The organism is Streptomyces sp. NPDC052109 (assembly GCF_040680195.1).
Lineage (GTDB): Bacteria > Actinomycetota > Actinomycetes > Streptomycetales > Streptomycetaceae > Streptomyces.
This window is the reverse complement of record NZ_JBFAWF010000018.1, coordinates 155,774-176,381: the sequence shown is the minus strand read 5'-3', so window position 1 is coordinate 176,381 and position 20,608 is coordinate 155,774. Positions and strand designations below refer to the sequence as shown.

Sequence of the window (20,608 nt, the reverse complement as noted above, 5' to 3'; positions counted from 1 at the left end):
ACCAATGCGCATGCAGTGACGATGTCGCTCACTTCACGCCAGGTGACCACGATGATCACAACGACTATGACCACCCACAATTTCGGGCGTGGGTTTGACAGCTCCTGCAGGGAAAGAAGCACACTCATCTCTGAGCCCTCCTAAGGGTTCACCGCCCACCTCTGCCGCCTCGCCGGGAAGCCTGCGCGGCGAGGTGGGCCTTCTTGTTGTCCTCTCATGCATGGTGCAACACCGGCGCCCGTGAGCAGAGTTGTTAGGGATTTGTTTATAGGCGGCGACCAAGTGGAGCTAGTTGGCTGCCAACTTCAATGGCCTTACACGGGCCTGGACCTACGCGGGCGACACCTACCACCTCATCCGCGCCGGTCTCGCCGGGGACGACCGCCGCGACATCCCCGCCACGGTCCGCGACCACCCCCGCGTCTTCGCCACCCTCACCGCCCCGTCCTTCGGGCCCGTCCACAACCGCCCCGACCGAGGCACCTGCCGCTGCGGCACCCGCCACCCCGACGACGACCCGGCCCTCGGCACCGCGCTCGACCCGGAGACGTACGACTACGCGGGCGCGGTCCTGTTCAACAACCACGCCGGACAGCTCTGGCAGCGCTTCACCACCCGGCTCCGCCGCGAGATCGCCGCCCGCGCCGGCCTCACCCGCAGCGAACTCGCCGACCGCTGCCGCGTCTCCTACGGCAAGGTCGCGGAGTTCCAGAAGCGCGGATCCCTGCACTTCCACGCGGTCATACGCCTCGACGGCCCCGACGGCCCGGAGACCCCGCCGCCCGCCTGGGCCACCGTCGACCTCCTCGCCGACGCGATCCGTGCAGCTGCGGCCCACTCCTACACATCCGTCTCCGTCCCGGCCGCCGCAGACCAACCCGCCCGGACCTTCCGCTGGGGCACGCAACTCGACGTACGCCCAGTCAAGGCCTTCGGCGACGGCTCCGACATCACCGAGCAGGCCGTCGCCTCCTACGTCGCCAAGTACGCCACCAAGGCCGCCGAGAACACCGGCACCCTCGACCGCCGCATCGGTGAACTCTCCGAGCTCGACCGCCACCAGGTCCCCGACCACACCCGCCGCCTCATCACGGCCTGCAAGGAACTCGACCGGCTCTACCCCGACCGCCGCCTCTGGGCCTGGGCCCACATGCTCGGCTTCCGCGGCCACTTCAGCTCCAAGTCCCGCCGCTACTCCACCACCCTCGGCACCCTCCGCCAGGAACGCGCCGACTACCGCGCCGCTCAGGAACGGGAAGCCCTCGGCCTGGACGACACCGAGCCGGACACCGTCCTGGTCCTGGCCGACTGGCAGTACGCCGGCCACGGCCACACTCCCGGCGAATCCGCCCTCGCCGCCACCATCGCCCGCGACCTCCAGCTCAACCGCGACACCGCCCGCGAAGCCCTACGCGACCAACTGGCCCAGGAAGGAGCCGCAGCATGACCACCGCCACTCCGGAACTGCTGACCGTGTCCGACGTCATGGCGCGGCTGAAGGTCGGTCGGTCCAAGGTCTACGACCTGATCCGGACCCACCGCCTCGCTTCCATCAAGATCGATGGGGCTCGTCGCATCCCCGCCGATGCGGTCCGCGACTTCATCCAGAGCCAGTTGGCGGAGGCCGCCTGATGACCAAGCGCCGTAGCCGCGGTGACGGGGGCCTGCACTGGGACGAGAAGCGGCAGAGGTGGATCGCCACGGCGAACCTCGGCTACGACCCGAGCGGCAAGCGGATCGTCAAGCGGGGGAGTGGCAAGATCAAGACCGAGGCCAAGAACAAGCTCAAGGAGGTGTTGCGGGACCACGAAGACGGCCTCGCCATCGCGCCGACTGGGTACACCGTCGCCGACGCCGTGAACGACTGGCTCGCTTATGGCCTGGCGGGCCGCGACCCCGGCACCGTCGAGACCTGCACCATCTTGAGCCAGAACCATGTGATCCCCGCGCTGGGTGCCCGGAAGCTCCGAGATCTCAGTGCGGAGGACGTTGATCGTTGGCTCGCTGCCAAGGCGCAGACACTCAGCACTCGCACACTGCAAGCCGTCCACTCTTGCTTGAACCGCGCGGTCAAGCGGGCTATGGCGCGGGACAAGGTGAAGCGCAACGTCGTCGAGCTGTGCTCGGTACCCCAGGGCCAGCAGGGGCGGCCGTCCAAGGCGCTGACCTTCGCCCAGGCCGAGTCGGTACTGAAGGCAGCCGAGGGACCTCGATGCACGCGTACATCGTCGTCGCCCTGCTGACCGGTGCCCGCACCGAGGAGCTGCGCGCGCTCACCTGGGACCACGTCTCCCTGAAGGGCCGCCCGGACGCCGACCCGCCGCAGCCTCCGCACATCGCGGTGTGGCGCTCGGTCCGGCGCGGCGGGGACACGAAGACCCGCAAGTCTCGGCGAACGCTCGCTCTGCCGGCGCGTTGCGTGGAGGTCCTGTGGCAGCACTTCGAGGACCAGGGCTGGGAACGACTCGCCGCCGGTGACAAGTGGGAGGAACACGGGCTCGTCTTCTCCTCGGCCGTCGGCAAGCCGCTCGACGCCACCAACGTCCGCCGCGCCTTCCGCCAGGCGCTCAAGGACGCCGACGGGATCAACGCCGACGAGTGGACCCCGAGGGAGCTGCGACACAGCTTCGTGTCCCTGCTCTCTGACCGTGGCGTCCCGCTGGAGGAGATCTCTCGACTCGTCGGCCACTCCGGGACGGCCGTGACCGAGGAGGTCTACCGGAAGTAGATCCGGCCCGTGATCCAGACCGGGGCTGTGGTCATGGACGGGATCTTCGGCGCGCAGGAGCGGCGCCCGTAGACACGCGGAAAGCGGTAGTCACGCAGATAGACACGCAGGCAAAAACAGGTGAGGCACCTACCAACATTGGTAGGTGCCTCACCTGCTGTTTCGGCTGTCGGGGTGGCGGGATTTGAACCCACGACCTCTTCGTCCCGAACGAAGCGCGCTGCCAAGCTGCGCTACACCCCGATGTCGCTGCTCTCGCGGCGACGACGTTTACTTTAGCCCACCGGTGGCTGTAGACGAAATCCGGTTCAGACCCGGCGGCGGACGGGGGTCGGGCGGGTGTGGTCCACGGCCACGAGGAGGACGGCCAGGGCGTAGATCGCCAGGCCCAGCAGGAGGGCGTTGGCCAGGGTGCTGCGGTAGCCGTGGGCGGCCACGTCCAGGAAGGGATAGAGGTAGCGGGCGGGGTTCGAAGGCGTGAAGAAGGCCGGTCTGCTGAGGCAGAAGACCAGGTAGACCAGGGGGTAGAGGAGCCAGGTGGCCGTCTGGCGCAGGTGCAGGCGGGCCGCGGGGGTGAGCAGCAGCCAGTCCAGCAGGGCCGCCACCGGCGTCAGCGTGTGCAGGATCTGGAGCGTGGCCCATGAGCCGTGCCAGCGCTGCGGGACCGTCGTCGCGCCGGTCATGGAGAACGGGGGCGTGGTGTGGGCCAGGAGCAGGTGGTAGACGACCGCCGCGATCACGACGTAGAGAAGTGTGGCGCCTGTCACGCCGGACGGCAGCGGGCGGCGTGCCCGCCAGGCCCTCGATGCCGACATGAGCATGACGATGGCCAGCAGGATGTTGGCCTGGACGCTGAAGTAGCTCAGGGTGCGGGCCGGGGCGCCCAGCAGGACTTCCAGGGCTACGCCGGCTGCCGCCGCCAGGGCGGTCAGCAGGCGGAAGAGCGCGACGACGGGGCGGCGGACCGGGGCCACCACCGCCGTGGCCGGGACCGGGGAGGGCAGCAGCAGGGGCGGGCGCGGCACCGCGGGCAGGTCCGGGATGTCCCTGGGTATCGGGGCGGTCATGCCCTCACGCTAGGAGCGGGGGAGGGGCGGGGCCACGCGGCTTGCTCCGAGTGGGTTACCAGGTCCCCGGGGGCTACGACCGCCCCACCAACGTGAGCAGCGTCGCCTCCGGTGGGCACGCGAAGCGGACCGGGGTGTAGCGGTTGGTGCCGCAGCCCGCCGAGACGTGGAGGTAGGAGGTGTGGCCTTCCGCGGTGTGGGTGGACAGGCCCTTCACCCGGTCGGTGTCCAGGTCGCAGTTGGTGACCAGCGCGCCGTAGAAGGGGATGCACAGCTGGCCGCCGTGGGTGTGCCCGGCCAGGATCAGGGGGTAGCCGTCCGCCGTGAACGCGTCCAGGGTGCGCAGGTACGGGGCGTGGACCACGCCCATCGAGAAGTCGTACGTGCCGGAGGGGCCGCCCGCCACCCGGGCGTAACGGTCGCGCTTGATGTGGGGGTCGTCGAGGCCCGTCAGCTCGATCGAGACGCCCTCGACCTTCAGGACACCCCGCGTGTTCGTCAGGTTCAGCCAGCCCGCCTCGTCGAAGCCGTCACGCAGGTCCTCCCACGGGTTGTGGATGACGCCCACGGCCGGCGGGTTGCCGTTCAGTCCGTGCCGGCCGCTCGTCTTCTCCAGCAAGTAGCGGGCGGGGTTGCGGAGTTTGGGGCCGTAGTAGTCGTTGGAGCCGAAGACGTACGCACCCGGGAACTCCATCAGCGGGCCGAGCGCGTCCAGGACCTCTGGGACGCCTTCCGGGTCCGACAGGTTGTCGCCCGTGTTGATCACGAAGTCGGGGCGCAGGCCGGCGAGCGACCGCAGCCACCGCTGCTTCTTGCGCTGACCGCCGACCATGTGGATGTCGGAGACCTGGAGCAGGCGCAGCGGGCGCATACCGGGCGGGAGGACCGGGACCGTCACCCGTCGCAGGCGGAAGGAGCGGGCCTCGAAGCCCGCCGCGTACGCCAGACCGGCGGCGCCTGCCGCCATGATTCCCAGGGGTACTCCGTATCGCGCGCGCATGCCTCCATCGTGTCAGACCCGCAGGCGCCGACGAGACCGGCCGTCCCTTAAATCAGCGGGCGTTCACGCGGGCACACCTGCGACAATCGACCGCATGACCACCACGCTCAAGTCGAAGCTGCACGACGACCTCAACGCCGCGATCAAGGAGCGCGACGAGCTCCGCTCCTCGACGCTCCGGCTGACGCTCGCCGCGATCACCAAGGAGGAGGTCGCGGGCAAGGAGAAGCGGGAGCTGTCCGACGACGAGGTCCTCAAGGTGATCACCCGCGAGGCGAAGAAGCGCCGCGAGGCGGCCGACGCCTTCGCGCAGGGCGGTCGTCCCGAGCAGGCCGAGCGGGAGAAGGCGGAGGGCGAGGTGCTCGCCGAGTACCTGCCCAAGCAGCTGTCCGACGACGAGCTCAACGCGATCGTCGCCCAGGCCGTGGAGGAGGCGAAGGCGGCCGGTGCCGAGGGGCCGCGGGCCATGGGTGCCGTCATGAAGATCGTGAACCCGAAGGTGGCCGGCCAGGCCGAGGGCGGCCGCGTCGCCGCCGCGGTGAAGAAGCTGCTCCAGGGCTGAGCCGAGCCGGCCGGGGACGACGGACGGCCACAGATACGGCGGCGGGCCGCACCCCGAACCGGGGGGTGCGGCCCGCCGCCGTACTCATGTCACCGGGACCGGGATCCGGACCCGAGTCAGGGCTTAGCCCCGCCGGCCCCCGTTCCCGTTGCCGCCGGCGTTCCCCTGGCCCTGGATGAAGTTGCCCGGGAGGGAGAGGGTCGGTGACGGGAAGGGGCCGCCGGTCGGGTCACCCGTGGTGCCGCCCACCGTCGTTCCGCCGCCTGTTGTTCCCCCGGCCGTCAGTCCGCCGATCAGTCCGCCGATCCCGCCCGTGCTGTCCCCGTTCGTTCCCCCGGTGCCCCCCCCTTGGCCTTTTCCCTGGGCGTCCCCCTTGTTGTTGTCGTCGGGGATGTCGATCAGATTGAAGTCCTCCACGGGCTTGCCGCTCAGCGCGCCGGTCATCATGTCGCGCCAGATCGGGCCGGGGACCTCACCACCGAACACCTTGTCGTGCGGGACGCCGCCGATGGTGATGTTGGTCATCTGGCGCTTGTGCGCCGGGTCGCCGACCCAGACCGCGCCCGCCATGTTCGGGGTGTAGCCGTCGAACCAGGCCGCGTAGCGCTCGTCCGTCGTACCCGTCTTGCCCGCGCTCGGGCGGTCGCCGAGACCGGCCTCCTGACCCGTACCGTCCTCGACCACGCCCTTCAGGAGCGTGCTGACGGTGTCCGCGGTCTTCTCCGACATCGCGCGCGTGCAGGTCGACTTCGGCACCTCCAGCGGCTTCTCCTCGCTGCCGATCTTCTGGCTGATCGACTCTATGGCGATCGGCGTGCAGTACATCCCGCGCGAGGCGAAGGTGGCGTACGCGTTCGCCATCGTCAGCGGAGACACCTCCTGGGTGCCGAGCGCGATGGAGGGGGCCTGGTCCATGGTCCGGCCGTCCGCGCGCTGCACACCCATCTTCGCCGCCATCTGGGTCACCGGGCAGATGCCGATGTCGCTGATCAGCTGCACGTAGTAGGTGTTGACCGACTTGGCGGTCGCCTCCTTCATGCCCATCGGGCCGTGCTCGGACTCGTTCTCGTTGGTCAGCTTGGCCGGGTTGTGCGGGTCGTTGCGCCAGACCTTGCCGTCACATGCCTGCACCGGGCTCGGGTACGGCATCTCGTACGGCGACGCGTACTGCTGCGTCGGGGGCTTGCCGCCCTCGATCGCGGCCGCCGCGACGATCGGCTTGAACGTCGAACCGCCCTGGTAGCCCGCGCCGCCGCCCATGTCCGCGTTGACGGAGAGGTTGATCTGCGTCTCGTCCTTGCCGAAGCCGTACGGGCGGGACTGGCCCATGGCGAGGATCTTGCCGGTGCCGGGCTCGACGATGGCCGCGGCCGTCGCCACCGGGTCGGACTTGTAGACGTGCTTCTTGATGGACGCCTGGACCGATTCCTGCGCCTGCGGGTCGAGCGTCGTACGGATCGTCAGGCCGCCCTTGTTCCACAGCTTCGCCCGGGCCTCCTTGGTCTTGCCGAAGACCGGCTCGTTCAGGACGACGTCGCGGACGTAGTCGCAGAAGAAACCGGCGCCCTTGACGGCGGTGATGCAGCCGTTCTTGGGCTGGCTCGGGTTCAGCCCGAGCGGCTTCCTCTTGGCCTCGTCGGCCTCCTTCTGCGAGATGTCGCCGACCTCCGCCATCCGCTGGAGCACGACGTTGCGCCGCTTGGTGGCCTCCGCCTCGTCGTTGACCGGGTCGTAGCGGCTCGGGGACTGCACGATGCCCGCCAGCAGCGCGGATTCCTGGAGGTTGAGGTCCTTGGCGTGCTTGGAGAAGTACCGCTGGGAGGCGGCCTCGACGCCGTAGGCCTGCTCGCCGAAGAAGGTGATGTTCAGGTAGTTCTCGAGGATCCGCTTCTTGCCGAGCTTCTCCTCGATCTGGATCGCGTACTTCAGCTCCTTGATCTTGCGGCCAAGGGTCTGCTGGGTGGCCTCGGCGACCTTCGTCGGGTCGTCGCCGGCCTCCTCGATGAAGTAGTTCTTCACCAGTTGCTGGGTGAGCGTGGAGGCGCCCTGGGCGACGCCGCCTTCCTGCGCGTTCTTGTTCAGGGCACGCAGTACGCCCTTGAGGTCGATCGCGCCGTGCTGGTAGAAGCGCGAGTCCTCGATCGCGACGATCGCCTTCTGCATGTACGGCGAGATGTCCTTGAGGTCCACCACCGTACGGTCACGCGAGTAGACGGTCGCGATCTGGTTGCCCTGGTTGTCCAGGATCGTCGTGCGCTGGCTCAGCTGGGGGCTCTTCAGGTTGGCCGGGATCTCGTCGAAGCTCTTGACCGAGCCCTTGGCCGCAAGGCCCAGCGCGCCGGCCGCGGGCAGCGCGATGCCCGCCATCACGGCTCCGGCGAGCACACTGACACCGAGGAACTTGGCGGCCTGCTGCGTTGGCGACAGACCACCGCCCGAGCGCTTCTTTGGCATGGGGGCAGCCTAATCCGTACTTGTGAGCGTTCCGAAAGAGCGGCCGCGTCACGGCACGGCAAAGCAGGGAGGACTACCTTCCCATTCGCCGGACACGCGCGCAGGCCTTGGCCTAAGCTGCTCTCAACTGTCACAGCAGTGCGGTCACGTATCAATACGTCCGGCGACCCCGAATCGTTCCGGGCGTAGCCCGTTCTTTCGCGCGGGGGCGTGACCGGCTTCCGAGGGGGACGTGTCCGAATCCACCTCATGTGTCACTCGGCGCCCGGTGTGGCGCACCACAGCTGTCCCGCTTTGCCGGGGTGGTCGCATATGTCGCCAGCTCACTCCCGCGGGTGATCTGCCGTTAACCCATAGTCCGTTCGGGCCATTCAAGATTGGGCCCGAAGGGGGTGTTGCGCTGTGCCCACCTTCCGTAACGTCCTCAACTGGCGGCGGTGAATATGCCGCTGCCGCCGTGGGGGAGCCTCGATTCGGGAGAGGACGGCGCCGGTATGGGCTGGGTAACCGACTGGAGTGCGCAGGCTGCCTGCCGCACTACCGATCCGGATGAACTGTTCGTTCAGGGAGCAGCGCAGAACAGGGCCAAGGCGGTGTGCACCGGATGTCCGGTACGCACGGAGTGCCTGGCCGACGCGCTGGACAACCGCGTCGAGTTCGGCGTGTGGGGAGGCATGACGGAGCGGGAGCGCCGCGCACTGCTGCGTCGCCGACCCACCGTGACCTCCTGGCGCAGGCTGCTGGAGACCGCCCGCTCGGAGTACGAGCGGGGGACGGGCATCGTGCCCCTCGACAACGACGAGGTGTACGAGAACTACGCGGCGGTGAGCTGAGGGCATTGCCTCCGGCACATCCCCGGGGCACACCGCTCCGGCCCCGCATACGTCCCAGGAAGCTTCGGGCGTAGGCCACGGAAGCAGGGCCGGCACAGGCCCGGGGACGCCGAGTGGGCACGTGCCCGGGGCACGGCAAGCGGTGGGGTGCGGGGAGCGCCGGTCGGGTTCACGCCTGGGGAAACCACGATCGGCCTTGCGGCCCCGCTTGCGTTGGGGGTCGGCCTCGCGGCCTGCGCTCGCGGAGCCCCGCGGAAGGCATGCCGTACGTCCGTACGACTGCTGTCACGCGTGTGCCGCCCGCCTCGGGCGCCCGTACGTCACTCACGCTGTCGCCGCGTGCGCCACCCGCGCACGTACGACGGTCGGCCGCACGCCTGTGACGGGCGCCCGCGCGCGGGCCCCTGTCACCCGTCCATGCCCGCCACTCACGTAGGCAGACGCCCGCCCACGCGTGGACGACCGCTCGCCCCGCGCGGTGCCGCACAGTCGCCGGCCACCCGCCTCGGGACGACCGGGGCGAGCCTCAGGGGCGCGTTACGGCAGCTCCGTACGCGTACGCTCCGCCGCGCCCGCGGCCAGTCGGGCGCCGATGTCGCGCAGGCCCACGAGGTCGTGGACGTCACCGGGCAGTGCGGGAACCTCGACCACCGCCACCTCGGGGTGACGGGCGGTGAAACGGTCACGCGTGCGCTGCTCGCGGGAGAGCAGCTGCATGCGATCGGCGTGCAGTCGCAGCAGGCCCGCGGCGAGCCGGTCGACGGAGCGTTCCGTGTCGGCGGGGGAGCCTTCCTCGGAAGCGGGGGCGTCGGTTGCGGTCTCGGACGCGGGAGATCGCGAACTGCCGTATGGGTCGGGAGAGTTACGAAGTCCAGCTTTCCCGTCCCCCTGATCCACAATGCGGGGGTCCTCAAGATTTTCGGCGGCGGCGAGCGCCCGCTCGGCCGACAGCCGGCCGGCGCCGGTGCCGTGGACCCGGTTCAGCACCAGTCCCACCAGTGGCATCTTCTCCGCGGCCAGCCGCTCCACGAAGTACGCCGCCTCCCGCAACGCGTCCCGCTCAGGGGCCGCGACCACCAGGAACGCCGTGCCGGGCGCCTGGAGCAGCTTGTACGTGGCGTCCGCGCGCGTACGGAACCCGCCGAAGGTGGTGTCCATCGCGGCCACGAACGTCTGGACGTCCTTGAGCAGCTGACCGCCCAGCAGCTTGCCCAGGGTGCCGGTCATCATCGACATGCCGACGTTGAGGAAGGCCATGCCCGCGCGTCCGCCCAGCTTGGCGGGGGCCGTCAGCAGGCGGATGAGCCGGCCGTCCAGGAAGGAGCCCAGCCGCTTGGGCGCGTCCAGGAAGTCCAGCGCGGAGCGGGACGGAGGGGTGTCGACCACGATCAGGTCCCACTCGTCCTTCGCGCGCAGCTGGCCGAGCTTCTCCATCGCCATGTACTCCTGCGTGCCCGCGAAGCCCGCCGAGAGCGACTGGTAGAAGGGGTTGGCCAGGATCGCGGCCGCCCGCTCGGGGTCCGCGTGCGCCTCCACGACCTCGTCGAAGGTGCGCTTCATGTCGAGCATCATGGCGTGCAGCTCGCCGTCGCCGTCCGTGCCCTTGACCCGGCGCGGGACGTTGTCGAGGGAGTCGATGCCCATCGACTGGGCCAGCCGCCTGGCCGGGTCGATGGTCAGCACGACCACCTTGCGACCCCGCTCGGCCGCTCGCAGACCGAGGGCCGCCGCGGTCGTCGTCTTGCCGACCCCGCCCGAGCCGCAGCACACCACGATCCGGGTCTTCGGGTCGTCCAGCAGCGGGTCGACGTCCAGCGCGCGCGCCGGGGAGAGACCGTGGGTCTTGTCCCGCCCCTCGGCCGTCTCCGCTGTCTCGGGCGCCTCGGCCGGGTCCGCACTCATGACAACCCCTGCTTCCGCAGCTCGGTGGCGAGCTCGTACAGACCCGCCAGGTCCATGCCCTCGGCGAGCAGCGGCAGTTCGCCCAGCGGCAGGTCCAGCTCGGCGAGGACCGCGCGCTGCTCCTGCTCCAGCGCGTACCGCTCGGCGTACTCCGCGGCCTGCTGCAGCAGTGGGTCCACCAGCTTCTGCGCGTTACCGCCGCGCCGGGCCCCGCCCAGTCCGGCCGCCGAGAGCGCCTGTGCGACAGAGGAACGCTCCACGGTTCGTACGAGTTCCAGGTCGGTCGCGTCCAACACCTCCGGACGGACCATGTTCACGATGACCCGGCCCACCGGCAGCCGGGCCGCGCGGAGTTCCGCGATGCCGTCCGCGGTCTCCTGGACCGGCATCTCCTCCAGCAGCGTCACCAGGTGCACCGCCGTCTCCGGCGACTTCAGCACCCGCATCACGGCCTGCGCCTGATTGTGTATCGGGCCGATCTTCGCCAGGCCCGCCACCTCGTCGTTCACATTCAGGAAGCGGGTGATGCGGCCGGTCGGCGGGGCGTCCATGACCACGTAGTCGTAGGCGAACCGGCCGCTCTTGTCCTTGCGGCGCACGGCCTCGCACGCCTTGCCGGTGAGCAGGACGTCCCGGATGCCGGGCGCGACGGTGGTGGCGAAGTCGATCGCGCCGAGCTTCTTCAGGGCCCGTCCCGCGCCGCCCAGCTTGTAGAACATCTGGAGGTAGTCCAGAAGGGCCAGTTCCGCGTCGATGGCGAGGGCGTACACCTCGCCGCCTCCCGGAGCGACCGCGATCTTCCGCTCCTCATATGGCAACGCCTCCGTCTCGAAGAGCTGCGCGATGCCCTGCCGGCCCTCGACCTCCACGAGAAGCGTCCGCTTCCCCTCGGTCGCGAGGGCCAGCGCGAGTGCGGCGGCGACCGTCGTCTTTCCGGTCCCGCCCTTGCCGCTGACGACCTGGAGCCTGCTCACGTCTTCGAGACTAACCAGTCCGGCCGACACTCACGCGGGAGGCTGTGGATAACGGGGGTCACGGCCGGCCGTCCGACCTGTGGACAACGCCGCTGACGGTCGGCCGCCTGCCCCACCGGCCACAGCGGCTACAGTCGGCGCCATGACCAAGTGGGAATACGCAACCGTGCCGCTGCTCGTCCATGCCACGAAGCAGATTCTGGACACCTGGGGCGAGGACGGCTGGGAGCTCGTCCAGGTCGTGCCCGGGCCCAACAACCCCGAGCAGCTCGTGGCCTACCTGAAGCGGGAGAAGCAGGCATGAGCGTGGTCGAGGCCAGGCTGGCCGAACTGGGCCTGACCCTGCCGGAGGTCGTACCGCCGCTGGCCGCGTACCAGCCGGCCGTGCAGTCCGGTGTCCACGTCTACACCGCGGGCCAGCTGCCGATGGTCGAGGGCAAGCTGCCGGTCACCGGCAAGGTGGGCGCCGAGGTCACCCCGGAGGAGGCCAAGGACCTGGCCCGCGTCTGCGCACTGAACGCGCTGGCCGCCGTGAAGTCCGTCACCGGCGACCTGGACCGCATCGCGCGCGTGGTGAAGGTCGTCGGTTTCGTCGCCTCCGCGTCCGACTTCACCGGGCAGCCCGGTGTCGTCAACGGCGCCAGCGAACTGCTCGGCGAGGTCCTCGGCGACAAGGGCGTGCACGCCCGCAGCGCGGTCGGCGTCGCGGTGCTGCCGCTGGACGCGCCGGTGGAGGTCGAGATCCAGGTGGAACTCGCTCAGTAAGCCCGCCCGTGATCCCGCGGAACGCCTCTGACCTCGGACACCTCTCGAACATTCGCCCTACACGGGATAGCCTCCGGCCATGGCGAACGGTCAGTGGTACCCCCCGGAGTGGCCGGACCGCATCCGCGCGCTCGCGGACGGCACCCTCACGCCGGTGTCCCCCAGGCGCGCGGCCACGGTGCTGCTCCTGAAGGACACCCCGGACGGTCCCGTGGTCCACATGCTGCGCAGACGCGCCTCCATGGCCTTCGCCGGAGGCGCGTACGCGTATCCCGGGGGCGGGGTCGACCCCCGCGACGACGACCGTCTGGTGCGCTGGGCGGGCCCCACGCGCGCGTGGTGGGCCGACCGGCTCGGCGTCGACGAGTCCGGCGCCCAGGCGATCGTCTGCGCGGCCGTACGGGAGACGTACGAGGAGGCGGGCGTCCTGCTCGCCGGGCCCGACCCGGACTCGGTCGTCGGGGACACCACCGGGGAGGACTGGGAGGCGGACCGGGCCGCGCTGGTCGCGCGCGAGCTGTCCTTCGCCGAGTTCCTGGACCGGCGCGGTCTGGTGCTCCGCTCGGACCTGCTGGGCGCGTGGACCCGCTGGATCACCCCGGCGTTCGAGGCCCGCCGCTACGACACCTGGTTCTTCGTGGCCGCCCTGCCCGAGGGACAGCGCACCCGGAACGCCTCCACCGAGGCCGACCGTACGGTGTGGATCCGCCCCGAGGAGGCCGCCGCCGGCTACGACAAGGGCGAGCTGCTGATGATGCCGCCCACCATCGCCACCCTGCGCCAGCTGCTGCCGTGCGCCACCGCGGCCGAGGCGCTCGCGGCGGCCCCGGAGCGCGACATGACGCCGGTGATGGCGAGCGCCCGCCTCCAGGACGGCCGGATCGTGCTGTCCTGGCCGGGGCACGAGGAGTTCACGAAGCACATCCCGACGGCTCCGCCTAGCACGGAGCCGGCCGATCCGTCAGCCTCCGGACCGGCCGGTCCGGCACCCACCGAACCGGGCCCCGCGGCGGCCCCCGGCACGAGCACTGCGACGACCTCTGAGACGACGGGTGGAGGCCCCGCATGACCGACGCAAGCGCGCTGCCCGGCCAGCCCCGCGGGCAGGTGCTCTCCGGCCCCGCCACCGCACGGGCCGTCAACGTCCTCGCGCCCAACGCCTCCGCGATGACCTTGGACGGCACGAACACCTGGATGGTCGCCGAGCCCGGCTCCGATCTCGCCGTCGTGATCGACCCGGGCCCGCTGGACGACGGCCATCTGCGCACCGTCGTCGACACCGCCGAGAAGGCGGGCAAGCGCATAGCGCTGACCCTGCTCACCCACGGCCACCCCGACCACGCCGAGGGCGCCGCCCGCTTCGCGGAACTCACCGGCACGCGCGTGCGCGCCCTCGACCCGGCACTGCGCCTGGGCGACGAGGGACTGGGCGCGGGAGACGTGATCACCGTCGGCGGCCTGGAGCTGAGGGTCGTACCGACCCCGGGACACACCGCGGACTCGCTGTGCTTCCATCTCCCGGCCGATCAGGCCGTGCTGACCGGTGACACCGTCCTCGGGCGCGGTACGACGGTCGTGGCGCACCCGGACGGCCGTCTGGGCGACTACCTGGACTCCCTGCGCCGGCTGCGGTCCCTGACCGTGGACGACGGAGTGCACACCGTCCTGCCGGGCCACGGACCGGTCCTGGAGGACGCCCAGGGCGCCGTCGAGTTCTACCTCGCCCACCGCGCCCACCGGCTCGCCCAGGTGGAGACGGCGGTCGAGAACGGCTACCGCACCCCGGCCGAGGTCGTCGCCCATGTGTACGCCGACGTGGACCGCTCCCTGTGGCCGGCGGCGGAACTGTCCGTACGGGCCCAGCTGGACTACCTGAGCGAGCACGGGCTGATCTAGCCCGTCCCCGCGAGGATGAACGGCAGGTCCCCGGTTGTGACTCACCTCACAGCAAGCCTCCGGGGGCCCCGCGTCAGTCCTCCGGGCCGGGAGCCTTCACGCGTGCACGCGCGCGTACCTCTCGGCGAGTCAGGGCCACGGGTCGCCCACGTTCGACCGCGGCACGTCCGGATCACTGACGGCGGCCTGGGCCGCTGGCCGTACAGCGGCGCGCCGACGCCGTCGATCCGGATCGCCGCGCCCCACGCGCGGTGCCACGCGGATCGACCCGTGGAGATACGCAGATACGCGCTGTGCAGGCGCGCGCCGAAGACCGCCGGCAGCCGGTCCCGTTCGGCGGCCACGGCGGAAAGCTGGCGGCCAAGACCTGGAGGCAGCGGCCACGACGGAAGGCGGCGGTACGCGCGCGGGGGAGCCTTTGCGCGCGATGAGGCCGGGGGCGTCGAGGTCGCGCGGGGCGGGCGGTTCGGGGGCGGGGCCCTTCTCGGCGCAGGCGGGCCTCAACAGCCCGTCCTGCCGCTCGAGGACGAGGTCGTTCAGGCCGAAGCGGGGGTCTGGGGGCGCCGGTCCCCGGGAACGGCGGGCACGACGGCGGGGCCGGCCCCCGCGGGAGCGGGACCCCGGAGCCGTACGGCCGGGACCAGCGTCAGCGCGACCGCTTGGCCAGCCTCTCCACGTCCAGCAGGATCACGGCGCGGGCCTCCAGGCGGAGCCATCCGCGCTGGGCGAAGTCCGCCAGGGCCTTGTTCACGGTCTCGCGCGAGGCGCCGACCAGCTGGGCCAGCTCCTCCTGCGTGAGGTCGTGGACGACGTGGATGCCCTCCTCGGACTGCACGCCGAAGCGGCGCGACAGGTCCAGCAGGGCGCGCGCCACGCGGCCGGGGACGTCGGAGAAGACCAGGTCGGACATGGCGTCGTTGGTCTTGCGCAGGCGGCGGGCGACGGCGCGCAGCAGAGCGCCGGCCACCTCGGGGCGGGCGTTCAGCCAGGGCTGGAGGTCGCCGTGGCCGAGACCGAGCAGCTTGACCTCGGTCAGTGCGGTCGCGGTGGCCGTACGGGGGCCCGGGTCGAAGAGCGCCAGCTCGCCGATCAGCTCGCCGGGACCGACGACGGCGAGCATGTTCTCGCGGCCGTCGGGGGAGGTGCGGTGCAGCTTGACCTTGCCCTCGATGACGACATACAGCCGGTCGCCCGGGTCGCCCTCGTGGAAAAGGGAGTCGCCGCGCGCGAGGGTCACCTCACTCATGGAGGCGCGAAGCTCCGCGGCCTGCTCGTCGTCGAGAGCCGCGAAGAGCGGGTTGCGCCGCAGAACGTCGTCCACTGAGTTCTCTCCTTGTCGACCTGCTCAGGGGATCTTGCTCCCCCGAGTGCCAGGGGACCGTGTTCCCCATTTTGCCGGACGGTCCAAACAGTGTGATCTGTCACAAGGATGCCGCACAGGTGTCCCGAGGTAAGCGCCAGGGGTCCAATCGGGGTCCGATCCTCGGGGTCCGGGGCGGATGTCGGTGCCGGGCTTTAGGCTGGCCGGGTGTCCAAATCGCCGGTGAGAGCACAGGCCAAGGGGGCTTAGCGGGTGGTTGTACGTCGCGATTCCGCTGTGGGCGAACAGAGCTCGGGCGGCAGTAAGAAAACCGGAAAAACCGCAAAAAAGGCCGCCTCGGCCAAGAAGGTCAGCCCTGCCAAGAAGGCCGTGGCGACCGGGAAGGCCGTGGCCGTGAAGAAGGCGGCGCCCGCCAAGAAGGTCGCCGTGAAGCCGCCGAGGGACGAGTCCCCCACCGCCCTGGTCCGCCGCGCCCGCCGCATCAACCGCGAGCTCGCCGAGGTGTATCCGTACGCCCACCCCGAGCTGGACTTCGAGAACCCCTTCCAGCTTCTGGTCGCCACCGTGCTGTCGGCCCAGACCACCGACCTGCGCGTGAACCAGACGACCCCGGCCCTCTTCGCCAGGTACCCGGCCCCCGAGGACCTGGCCGCCGCCAACCCGGAGGAGGTCGAGGAGATCCTGCGTCCGTGCGGGTTCTTCCGGATGAAGACCAAGTCGGTCATGGGGCTCTCCAAGGCCCTCGTGGAGGACTTCGGCGGCGAGGTCCCGGGACGGCTGGAGGACCTGGTCAAGCTGCCCGGAGTCGGCCGCAAGACCGCCTTCGTCGTACTCGGCAACGCCTTCGGGAGGCCCGGGATCACCGTGGACACCCACTTCCAGCGGCTGGTGCACCGCTGGCAGTGGACCGAGGAGACCGACCCGGACAAGATCGAGGCGGCGGTCGGCGCCCTGTTCCCGAAGAGCGAGTGGACCGACCTGTCCCACCACGTGATCTGGCACGGCCGGCGGATCTGTCACGCCCGCAAGCCCGCCTGCGGCGCCTGCCCGATCGCCCCGCTCTGCCCGGCCTACGGCGAGGGCGAGACCGACCCGGAGAAGGCGAAGAAGCTCCTGAAGTACGAGAAGGGCGGCTTCCCCGGCCAGCGGCTCAAGCCTCCGCAGGCCTACCTCGACGCGGGCGGCAGGCCGGCCCCGCCGCTGGGGGCCGCGTGACGGAACGATCTCGGGGTGCTCGGGCGTTGGACAGGCAGAGCGACGGGGGTGGCGATGGCGAGGGCCAGTGAGGCGCGGGGCGGCGCGGTGACGCTGAGCGAGGAGGGGCTGCCCGATTGGCTGGCGCCCGTGGTGCGGGCCGCCGAGACGGTCGAGCCGCTCCAGCTGAGCCGCTTCCTGCCGCCGGAGAACGGCTCGGGCCGCAAGTCGGCCGTGCTGATCCTGTTCGGCGAGGGCGAGCGCGGCCCGGAGCTGCTGCTCATGGAGCGCGCCGGCTCCCTGCGCTCGCACGCCGGGCAGCCGTCCTTCCCGGGCGGTGCGCTCGACCCCGAGGACGGCGACCCGCACACCGACGGGCCGCTGCGGGCCGCGCTGCGGGAGGCCGAGGAGGAGACCGGGCTGGACCCGTCCGGCGTCCAGCTCTTCGGCGTGCTGCCCGCCCTTTACATCCCGGTCAGCGGTTTCGTCGTCACGCCCGTGCTCGGCTGGTGGCGCAGGCCCAGCCCGGTAGGCGTCGTCGACCCGAACGAGACGGCGCGCGTCTTCACGGTCCCCGTGGCGGATCTCACGGACCCCGCCAACCGCGCCACCACCGTCCACCCCAGCGGTCACCGGGGCCCGGCATTTCTGGTCGAATCGGCCCTGGTGTGGGGTTTCACAGCCGGAGTGATCGACCGCCTGCTGCATTTCGCGGGCTGGGAGCGCCCCTGGGACAGAGGGAAGCAGGTCCCACTCGACTGGCGGTCATGACAGGGTGACCCCGTGCTGTGTTTTCCGGGGGACACCCCCCGGACCCCCGGCCGGGCCGCGGGGACCGGAGTGAGTAGGCGAGGCCTGAAGCGGTGAACGTGCTGGACATCCTCTTGCTGGTCGCGGCCGTGTGGTTCGCGGTCGTGGGTTACCGCCAGGGCTTCGTCGTCGGCATCCTGTCGGTGATCGGGTTCCTGGGCGGCGGCCTCGTCGCCGTGTACACGCTGCCCGTCATCTGGGACGCCGTGACCGGCAACTCCGACGTCGGGACCACCGCCGCCGTGGTCGCCGTGGTCGTCGTCATCGTGTGCGCCTCCGTCGGCCAGGCCCTGACCACCCATCTGGGCAACAAGCTCCGCCGGTACATCACCTGGTCCCCGGCCCGCGCCCTGGACGCCACCGGCGGCGCCCTGGTCAACGTCGTCGCCATGCTGCTCGTGGCGTGGCTGATCGGATCCGCCCTCGCCGGCACCACCCTGCCCACGCTCGGGAAGGAGGTCCGCGGCTCCAAGGTGCTCCTCGGGGTCTCCCGGGCGCTGCCCGCGCAGGCCGACACCTGGTTCGCGGACTTCTCCTCCGTCCTCGCGCAGAACGGCTTCCCGCAGGTCTTCAGCCCCTTCGCCAACGAACCGATCAAGGACGTCCAGCCGCCCGACCCGGCTCTCGCGAACAGCTCGGTCACCCTGCGCGCCCAGAGCTCCATCGTCAAGGTCACCGGCACCGCCCCGAGTTGCGGCAAGGTCCTGGAGGGCAGCGGCTTCGTCTTCGCCGACCGCCGGGTCATGACCAACGCGCACGTGGTCGGCGGGGTCGACGCGCCCACCGTGCAGATAGGCGGCGAGGGCCGCAGGTACGACGCCAAGGTCGTCCTGTACGACTGGAAGCGCGACATCGCCGTGCTCGACGTACCCGACCTGAGGGCGAAACCCCTGCGGTTCTCCGCCCAGGACGCGGCCGGCGGTGACGGCGCGATCGTCGCGGGCTTCCCGGAGAACGGCTCGTACGACGTGCGCGCCGCGCGTGTGCGCGGGCGCATCACGGCCAACGGCCCGGACATCTACCACCGCGGCACCGTCCGCCGTGACGTCTACTCGCTGTACACGACCGTCCGTCAGGGCAACTCCGGCGGCCCGCTGCTCACGCCCGACGGCCGGGTCTACGGCGTGGTGTTCGCCAAGTCCCTCGACGACGCCGAGACCGGTTACGCCCTCACGACGGACGAGATCCAGGCCGACATCGAACAGGGACGTAGCGCGAACCAGCAGGTGGGTACGGACAGCTGCGCCCTGTGACCTTTGTGGGAGGCTCAGCCGCGCGGGTGACGCAGACGCACCGAGACCCAGCGGGCCCGGCGACGCAGGATGCGCGGGATCCCCACGCGTAGGTCCCCTTCCGCGACTTGCGGGTTGCCTCGCTGAGGCGTGCTCAGACCAGTGGCCGAGCGGCGATTGCGGGGTGCGTCACTGTAGTCGTGCGTCCAGCCCATACCCCGACGTGTGCCCCTGCCCGAAGGTCGATAACCGTGTGAGCGCCGCCCAATTGGCCTATGCGGAGGGCATGTGGCCGTTCGGGGGACAACTGTTCAGGAACCGGGTACTCCACGCAGCGAACCGTCACCGTACGGTCACCGGGGTACGTCACCGATTCGGGTGAAGAACACCGGCCACGGGTGTGTGTCCCGGCGGCCCCGTCCGTCACCGGTCCGGCTCGGGATCCTTCAGCCAGTTGACGAGCTCGGTGGAGAACGCCGCGGGGTCCTCCTCGTGCGGGAAGTGGCCGAGCCCGTCGAACAGGCGCCAGCGGTACGGCGCTTCGACGTACTCGCCCGATCCGGCCGCGCTGCGCGTGCGCGTCACCGGGTCCAGCGAGCCGTGCAGATGCAGCGTGGGCACCCGCACCGGCCGCTTCATCCGGCGGTTGAACTGGAGGCCGTCCGGGCGGGCCAGCGAGCGCACCAGCCAGCGGTACGGCTCGATCGAGCAGTGCGCGGTCGACGGGATGCACATGGCCCGCTGGTAGGTCTCCACCGCCGCGTCCTCCGGGGAGCGCGGCCCGGACCAGTCCCGGATCAGCCGACCCACCAGCGCGCCGCCGTCCGCGGTGAGTTGGCGCTCCGGAATCCACGGCCGCTGGAAGCCCCAGATGTAGGAGTTCGCGGCCGTCTGCCGGGCGTCCCGCAGCATCGCCCCGCGCCAGCGGCGCGGATGCGGCATCGACACCACGGCGAGGCGCCGGACGAGCTTGGGCCGCATCGCCGCCGCCGTCCACGCCAGATAGCCGCCCAGGTCGTGGCCGACCAGCGCGGCGTCCGGCTCACCGAGCGAGCGGATCACGCCGGTGACGTCGAGTGCGAGGTTGGCGGGGTCGTACCCGCGGGGCGTGCGGTCGCTGCCGCCGACGCCCCGCAGGTCCATCGCCACCGCCCGGTATCCCGCGTCTGCGAGCGCCTCCAGCTGGTGCCGCCAGGTCCACCAGAACTGCGGGAAGCCGTGCAGCAGCAGCACCAGGGGGCCGTCGCCGAGCTCGGCGATGTGGAAGCGCGCGCCGTTCGCGGCGACGTCCCTGTGCGTCCAGGGTCCGTCCAGCCGCACGGCCGAAGGGGCGGGGTCGGTCATGACTGTGAGCGTGCCACAGCCTCGATGGCCGCGGGGGTACGGTCCCCGGGCAGCTCCGCGCGCGGATGCGGCTTGGCGTTCTGCAGGACGCCCGCCGTCTGCTTCATCGAGGCGGCCACCTTCTGCGGGCCCTGGCCCTTCTTGGCCTTCTTCGCGAAGACCGTGCCGATCAGCGCGAGGAGGCCGGCGACGACCACGTTCGCCGCGAAGGACAGCACGAAGCAGACGGCCATGTTCCAGCCGCTCCACGTCCGGATGCCGTACGCCAGGGCGAAGTTGAGCATCGGAAGCGAGAAGACCAGCAGCACCCCGGCCGCCGAGAAGGCGCCACCGCTCGCCGCGCCGCGCTTGACGTCCTGCTTCAGCTGGGCCTTGGCCAGGGCGATCTCGTCGTGCACCAGCGCCGACATCTCGGTCGTCGCCGAGGCGAACAGCTGGCCGATGCTGCGTTCGGCGCCGACCGGGCTGCCGTCGGGTGCGCTCATCGCGTTCTCCCTCAGAGGTCTCTCGTGCCGTGGGCGCGCCG

Annotated in this window: 19 protein-coding genes, 1 tRNA gene and 2 pseudogenes; 12 read left to right on the top strand and 10 right to left on the bottom strand. The window is 70.9% G+C overall.

Annotated features, from left to right (window positions below; all coding sequences use genetic code 11):
• Positions 1-322: 322 nt before the first annotated feature.
• The 3 genes and pseudogenes from repSA to AB0L59_RS30500 form a co-directional block, all read left to right on the top strand.
• Positions 323-1,447 (top strand): annotated as a pseudogene (gene repSA, locus AB0L59_RS30510) (replication initiator protein RepSA); the annotation flags it as partial.
• On the top strand, positions 1,444-1,632 hold the full coding sequence (locus AB0L59_RS30505) for a helix-turn-helix domain-containing protein (RefSeq protein WP_365589846.1): 189 nt from the start codon (positions 1,444-1,446) through the stop codon (positions 1,630-1,632). The pseudogene repSA and the gene AB0L59_RS30505, both read left to right, overlap by 4 nt.
• Positions 1,632-2,800: pseudogene (locus AB0L59_RS30500) on the top strand (site-specific integrase). Before AB0L59_RS30505 ends, AB0L59_RS30500 begins: the two are co-directional and overlap by 1 nt.
• Positions 2,801-2,897: 97 nt before the next feature.
• Here the strand turns inward: AB0L59_RS30500 and AB0L59_RS30495 are convergent.
• From AB0L59_RS30495 to AB0L59_RS30485, 3 genes are all read right to left on the bottom strand, one after another.
• Positions 2,898-2,971: transfer RNA gene (locus AB0L59_RS30495), tRNA-Pro, on the bottom strand.
• A 65-nt stretch (positions 2,972-3,036) separates the two neighbouring features.
• Positions 3,037-3,795 carry a Pr6Pr family membrane protein gene (locus AB0L59_RS30490; RefSeq protein ID WP_365589845.1) on the bottom strand — a complete coding sequence of 253 codons (759 nt, stop codon included), beginning with the start codon at positions 3,793-3,795 and terminating at the stop codon, positions 3,037-3,039.
• A gap of 73 nt (positions 3,796-3,868) precedes the next feature.
• Positions 3,869-4,795, bottom strand: a complete 927-nt coding sequence (locus tag AB0L59_RS30485; protein ID WP_365589844.1) for a metallophosphoesterase — start codon at positions 4,793-4,795, stop codon at positions 3,869-3,871.
• Between the two features lie 94 nt (positions 4,796-4,889).
• Here AB0L59_RS30485 and AB0L59_RS30480 point away from each other — a divergent pair, with 94 nt between their 5' ends.
• Entirely contained in the window at positions 4,890-5,357 is a 468-nt protein-coding gene (locus AB0L59_RS30480; RefSeq protein WP_365589843.1) for a GatB/YqeY domain-containing protein, read from the top strand.
• A gap of 123 nt (positions 5,358-5,480) precedes the next feature.
• On the opposite strand, the gene AB0L59_RS30475 is transcribed toward AB0L59_RS30480, so the two are convergent.
• Positions 5,481-7,811, bottom strand: a complete 2,331-nt coding sequence (locus AB0L59_RS30475; protein WP_365589842.1) for a transglycosylase domain-containing protein — start codon at positions 7,809-7,811, stop codon at positions 5,481-5,483.
• Between the two features lie 494 nt (positions 7,812-8,305).
• Here AB0L59_RS30475 and wblA point away from each other — a divergent pair, with 494 nt between their 5' ends.
• A complete protein-coding gene (gene wblA / locus AB0L59_RS30470; RefSeq protein ID WP_063777071.1) occupies positions 8,306-8,644 on the top strand; it encodes a transcriptional regulator WblA in 339 nt (112 codons plus the stop codon).
• Between the two features lie 537 nt (positions 8,645-9,181).
• On the opposite strand, the gene AB0L59_RS30465 is transcribed toward wblA, so the two are convergent.
• Both AB0L59_RS30465 and AB0L59_RS30460 read right to left on the bottom strand, forming a co-directional pair.
• The gene (locus AB0L59_RS30465) at positions 9,182-10,546 is read right to left on the bottom strand and encodes an ArsA family ATPase (protein WP_365589841.1); all 1,365 of its coding nucleotides are present in this window, start codon (positions 10,544-10,546) and stop codon (positions 9,182-9,184) included.
• On the bottom strand, positions 10,543-11,520 hold the full coding sequence (locus tag AB0L59_RS30460; RefSeq protein ID WP_365589840.1) for an ArsA-related P-loop ATPase: 978 nt from the start codon (positions 11,518-11,520) through the stop codon (positions 10,543-10,545). The genes AB0L59_RS30465 and AB0L59_RS30460 overlap by 4 nt, the downstream gene beginning before the upstream one ends.
• Positions 11,521-11,662: 142 nt before the next feature.
• Here AB0L59_RS30460 and AB0L59_RS30455 point away from each other — a divergent pair, with 142 nt between their 5' ends.
• From AB0L59_RS30455 to AB0L59_RS30440, 4 genes are all read left to right on the top strand, one after another.
• Positions 11,663-11,824, top strand: coding sequence for a DUF4177 domain-containing protein (locus AB0L59_RS30455; RefSeq protein ID WP_003975360.1), 162 nt, complete (start codon positions 11,663-11,665; stop codon positions 11,822-11,824).
• Positions 11,821-12,285, top strand: a complete 465-nt coding sequence (locus AB0L59_RS30450; protein WP_365589839.1) for a RidA family protein — start codon at positions 11,821-11,823, stop codon at positions 12,283-12,285. The genes AB0L59_RS30455 and AB0L59_RS30450 overlap by 4 nt, the downstream gene beginning before the upstream one ends.
• Before the next feature lie 79 nt (positions 12,286-12,364).
• Positions 12,365-13,354, top strand: coding sequence for an NUDIX hydrolase (locus AB0L59_RS30445; RefSeq protein ID WP_365589838.1), 990 nt, complete (start codon positions 12,365-12,367; stop codon positions 13,352-13,354).
• Positions 13,351-14,181, top strand: a complete 831-nt coding sequence (locus AB0L59_RS30440) for an MBL fold metallo-hydrolase (RefSeq protein WP_365589837.1) — start codon at positions 13,351-13,353, stop codon at positions 14,179-14,181. Before AB0L59_RS30445 ends, AB0L59_RS30440 begins: the two co-directional genes overlap by 4 nt.
• Before the next feature lie 646 nt (positions 14,182-14,827).
• Here AB0L59_RS30440 and AB0L59_RS30435 read toward each other — a convergent pair.
• Entirely contained in the window at positions 14,828-15,502 is a 675-nt protein-coding gene (locus tag AB0L59_RS30435) for a Crp/Fnr family transcriptional regulator (RefSeq protein ID WP_351618669.1), read from the bottom strand.
• A gap of 276 nt (positions 15,503-15,778) precedes the next feature.
• Between AB0L59_RS30435 and nth the strand changes: the two genes are divergently transcribed.
• The 3 genes from nth (at position 15,779) to AB0L59_RS30420 (ending at position 18,759) form a co-directional block, all read left to right on the top strand.
• Entirely contained in the window at positions 15,779-16,717 is a 939-nt protein-coding gene (nth, locus tag AB0L59_RS30430) for an endonuclease III (protein ID WP_365589836.1), read from the top strand.
• A gap of 54 nt (positions 16,718-16,771) precedes the next feature.
• Positions 16,772-17,467, top strand: a complete 696-nt coding sequence (locus AB0L59_RS30425) for a CoA pyrophosphatase (RefSeq protein WP_365589835.1) — start codon at positions 16,772-16,774, stop codon at positions 17,465-17,467.
• Between the two features lie 92 nt (positions 17,468-17,559).
• Positions 17,560-18,759: a MarP family serine protease gene (locus tag AB0L59_RS30420; protein WP_365589834.1), complete on the top strand. Its 1,200-nt coding sequence runs from the start codon at positions 17,560-17,562 to the stop codon at positions 18,757-18,759.
• A 14-nt stretch (positions 18,760-18,773) separates the two neighbouring features.
• Here AB0L59_RS30420 and AB0L59_RS30415 read toward each other — a convergent pair whose 3' ends face one another.
• The 3 genes from AB0L59_RS30415 to AB0L59_RS30405 form a co-directional block, all read right to left on the bottom strand.
• The gene (locus tag AB0L59_RS30415; RefSeq protein WP_365589833.1) at positions 18,774-18,953 is read right to left on the bottom strand and encodes a hypothetical protein; all 180 of its coding nucleotides are present in this window, start codon (positions 18,951-18,953) and stop codon (positions 18,774-18,776) included.
• A 208-nt stretch (positions 18,954-19,161) separates the two neighbouring features.
• Positions 19,162-20,082, bottom strand: coding sequence for an alpha/beta hydrolase (locus AB0L59_RS30410; protein WP_365589832.1), 921 nt, complete (start codon positions 20,080-20,082; stop codon positions 19,162-19,164).
• Positions 20,079-20,567, bottom strand: coding sequence for a phage holin family protein (locus AB0L59_RS30405; RefSeq protein ID WP_365589831.1), 489 nt, complete (start codon positions 20,565-20,567; stop codon positions 20,079-20,081). Before AB0L59_RS30405 ends, AB0L59_RS30410 begins: the two co-directional genes overlap by 4 nt.
• Between the last annotated feature and the right edge of the window lie 41 nt (positions 20,568-20,608).

Coding starts and splice junctions, on each gene's coding strand:
- AB0L59_RS30440 (WP_365589837.1), top strand. CDS start 13,351: ATGACCGACGCAAGCGCGCTGCCCGGCCAGCCCCGCGGGCAGGTGCTC.
- AB0L59_RS30480 (WP_365589843.1), top strand. CDS start 4,890: ATGACCACCACGCTCAAGTCGAAGCTGCACGACGACCTCAACGCCGCG.
- AB0L59_RS30490 (WP_365589845.1), bottom strand. CDS start 3,795: ATGACCGCCCCGATACCCAGGGACATCCCGGACCTGCCCGCGGTGCCG.
- AB0L59_RS30465 (WP_365589841.1), bottom strand. CDS start 10,546: ATGAGTGCGGACCCGGCCGAGGCGCCCGAGACAGCGGAGACGGCCGAG.
- AB0L59_RS30475 (WP_365589842.1), bottom strand. CDS start 7,811: ATGCCAAAGAAGCGCTCGGGCGGTGGTCTGTCGCCAACGCAGCAGGCC.
- AB0L59_RS30445 (WP_365589838.1), top strand. CDS start 12,365: ATGGCGAACGGTCAGTGGTACCCCCCGGAGTGGCCGGACCGCATCCGC.
- AB0L59_RS30455 (WP_003975360.1), top strand. CDS start 11,663: ATGACCAAGTGGGAATACGCAACCGTGCCGCTGCTCGTCCATGCCACG.
- AB0L59_RS30410 (WP_365589832.1), bottom strand. CDS start 20,082: ATGACCGACCCCGCCCCTTCGGCCGTGCGGCTGGACGGACCCTGGACG.
- AB0L59_RS30450 (WP_365589839.1), top strand. CDS start 11,821: ATGAGCGTGGTCGAGGCCAGGCTGGCCGAACTGGGCCTGACCCTGCCG.
- AB0L59_RS30405 (WP_365589831.1), bottom strand. CDS start 20,567: ATGAGCGCACCCGACGGCAGCCCGGTCGGCGCCGAACGCAGCATCGGC.
- AB0L59_RS30415 (WP_365589833.1), bottom strand. CDS start 18,953: ATGGGCTGGACGCACGACTACAGTGACGCACCCCGCAATCGCCGCTCG.
- AB0L59_RS30425 (WP_365589835.1), top strand. CDS start 16,772: ATGGCGAGGGCCAGTGAGGCGCGGGGCGGCGCGGTGACGCTGAGCGAG.
- AB0L59_RS30505 (WP_365589846.1), top strand. CDS start 1,444: ATGACCACCGCCACTCCGGAACTGCTGACCGTGTCCGACGTCATGGCG.
- wblA (WP_063777071.1), top strand. CDS start 8,306: ATGGGCTGGGTAACCGACTGGAGTGCGCAGGCTGCCTGCCGCACTACC.
- AB0L59_RS30485 (WP_365589844.1), bottom strand. CDS start 4,795: ATGCGCGCGCGATACGGAGTACCCCTGGGAATCATGGCGGCAGGCGCC.